General features: G+C 46.2%; 2 protein-coding genes. Both read left to right on the top strand.

Annotated elements, in window-relative coordinates:
* Positions 1-458: 458 nt before the first annotated feature.
* Positions 459-1,094: a TetR/AcrR family transcriptional regulator gene (locus HF984_RS11195; RefSeq protein ID WP_168615730.1), complete on the top strand. Its 636-nt coding sequence runs from the start codon at positions 459-461 to the stop codon at positions 1,092-1,094.
* Positions 1,095-1,099: 5 nt separating this feature from the next.
* The gene (locus tag HF984_RS11190; RefSeq protein ID WP_168615729.1) at positions 1,100-2,866 is read left to right on the top strand and encodes an oleate hydratase; all 1,767 of its coding nucleotides are present in this window, start codon (positions 1,100-1,102) and stop codon (positions 2,864-2,866) included.
* Positions 2,867-2,896 lie beyond the last annotated feature (30 nt).

Below are 2,896 nucleotides of genomic sequence, written 5' to 3'. Positions count from 1 at the left end.
GGACTAACTTCAGCCATACACTAAAACACCAAAACATAGCTCACTACCTGTCACGGTGAATCATTGAAGGATCAGTTTCACCCCAATTACCTTCCGGAGTAACCAAAAAGGTACCCACAGTTCCAGACCAGAGCCCCCAGCTTGACGCATAGAGCCCGATCGAGCCACCACCACATACTGACCAGGTGCTCCCTGAACGTCGGGGAGATCCTGAGGGACAGCGGCTGTAATATCAGCGTTATTGTGAAATTTCTCCTGGAAAATGTATTCTGCTCCTCCCTGTTGGTTATTCACAATATTGGGGTATCCCGGCAGGATGGGGCAGGCTGGTTTCTTCTCTAGAAGTCGAGATATTGAAATCAATTACCTTCAGGGAAAAACTCAGAATCCCTAGCCATCTACAAAATAATGAGTATACTCATAAATGAGTAAACTCATTATTTAGGTAAAGGTCAACCATGGGGTTAAGAGAAATCAATCGCGTAGCCACCCTCGAATCAATATTGAAAGTAGCCTCCGCACTCTTTGCCGAACACGGCTTCCATGCCGTGACGACCCAAAGCATCTCCAAACAAGTCAACATCGCATCAGGCACATTGTTCCGCTACGCCGCTACCAAAAGTGAACTACTGCTGATGGTTTTCAACAAAAAATTTGAGCACATCTTTCAATGCGGATATACAGACGCACTTGGACAGGACACAGCCCTAAAAGCCGTATTAGCCATGGTTCAACCTGCCTTTGAACTCTCAACCCAAGAGCTAGAAAACACTCTCGTATATCAACGAGAACTTCTATTCGGCGCTGACGGAAAATACCGCGACGAAGGACTGAAGATGATCGACACCTTCGAAAACACGATTTCTTCCACCTTATTAACCTTCGCACAAGAACAAGACCAAACCCTCAGCCAAGAAAATGCCGACAGTGCAGCTCGATCCATCTTCGCCACTTTTCAGCTTGCTTTGACACGTATCGGCCGAACCAACAATCCCGATGAATGTCAGCGAGAATTAATCCGCCAGATTGAACAAATTATTGCTGGCGCCACAAAAATCAACGCCCTATCCAAGGGCGAGTGTGAAAGTAGATGATAAACATGCAACTCACTGCAGGGAACTATGAGGCTTTTGCCCAGCCGCGTAAGCCAGAAGGAGTAGAAACGAAAACTGCCCATATCGTCGGGGGAGGATTAGCGGGACTAGCGACGGCTGGCTTTCTCATCCGAGACGGGCGCATGGATGGCTCTCGCATTACAATCTACGAGAAATCAAGGTTACTCGGAGGCGCACTTGATGGCATCGAGAGACCAGAAAAAGGCTTTGTTATTCGCGGTGGCCGAGAAATGGAAAATCACTTTGAAACCCTCTGGGATTTATTCCGCTCAATCCCCTCTCTAGAGATAGAAGGAGCAAGTGTACTTGACGAGTTTTACTGGCTCAATAAAGATGACCCCAATTACTCACTCTGCCGAGCCACCCATGAGCAAGGTAAATCCTGGCCAACCAACGGCAAATTCACGCTGAGCAACAAAGCCCAAAAAGAGCTCATGAAGATTTTTCTAGCTGACACTGACTCTCTACAAGACAAACGTATTGACGAAGTGTTTTCTTCAGAGTTCTTCAGCAGTAACTTCTGGATGTATTGGCGAACCATGTTCGCCTTTGAAACCTGGCACTCAGCCTTAGAAATGAAGCTCTATCTACATCGCTTTATTCATCATATTGACGGACTGCCAGATTTCTCTGCCCTTAAGTTCACTAAATATAACCAATACGAATCATTGACTCTTCCACTGGTCAAATGGCTTTCGGAGCAAGGCGTGCAGTTTAGCTATGATTCCGAAGTAACCGATGTTGATTTCGCAAATGACCCCCACAAAGGCACAAAACGTGCTGTGTCTTTCAATTTATTGGATCACCAACAAAAGCGTGTGATTAATCTGAGCGATGATGATCTTCTTTTTCTCACCATTGGCTCCCTCGTGGATAATTCCGATGAAGGCGATCATCATACCCCGGCTCAACTCAATAAGGGGCCAGCACCAGCGTGGGATTTATGGAAGAAGATTGCCCTCAAGGACTCCAGCTTTGGTCGTCCGGAGGTCTTCTGCTCGAATATAGACCAGACAAAATGGGAATCAGCTACTATTACTACTTTAGATGAGCGTATTCCTCGCTATATTGAGAAGATTAGCCATCGCAATCCCTACAGTGGTCGTGTTGTTACCGGTGGGATTGTAACGGCAACAGATTCAAGCTGGCTCCTGTCTTGGACAGTTAATCGTCAACCTCATTTCAAGAACCAGCCTAAAGATCAGATAGTTGTCTGGTTCTATGGTTTATACAATGATGTTCCTGGCGATTATGTAGGGAAGACCTTACAAGAATCCACTGGCGAAGAGATTGTTCAGGAATGGCTCTATCACATGGGAGTTCCAGAAGACGAGATTGCAGAATTAGCAGCCACTGGAGCTCAGTGTGTCCCCGTGATGATGCCTTATGTGACTTCCTTCTTTATGCCACGTAAGCATACTGACCGCCCTGCTGTTGTCCCTGATGGTTCAAAGAACTTTGCTTTTATTGGTCAATTCGCCCAGTCTGCCACTAGGGATTGCATTTTTACTACTGAGTATTCAGTGCGTACTGCGATGGAATCGGTGTATTCCCTGCTGGGTATTGAGCGAGGTGTGCCGGAAGTTTATAACTCCACTTTTGATGTGCGAGTGCTTCTGGGAGCTGCGCATAGCTTAGCTGATGGGCAGAAGGCTAAGCTTCCTGGTGGGCATTTCAGCAAAGGATGGCTTGATAGGAAGTTTAAACATACTGAGATTGTCCGGTTACTCAAAGAGTCTGAGCTTCTTTAGTTTTCATGGTGTGATATAAAAATAGTTTGG

The organism is Rothia terrae, assembly GCF_012396615.1.
In the GTDB taxonomy this organism is placed as follows: Bacteria; Actinomycetota; Actinomycetes; order Actinomycetales; family Micrococcaceae; genus Rothia; species Rothia terrae.
Note: the sequence above shows the minus strand (reverse complement) of the source record. Positions and strands in the feature narration are given on the sequence as shown.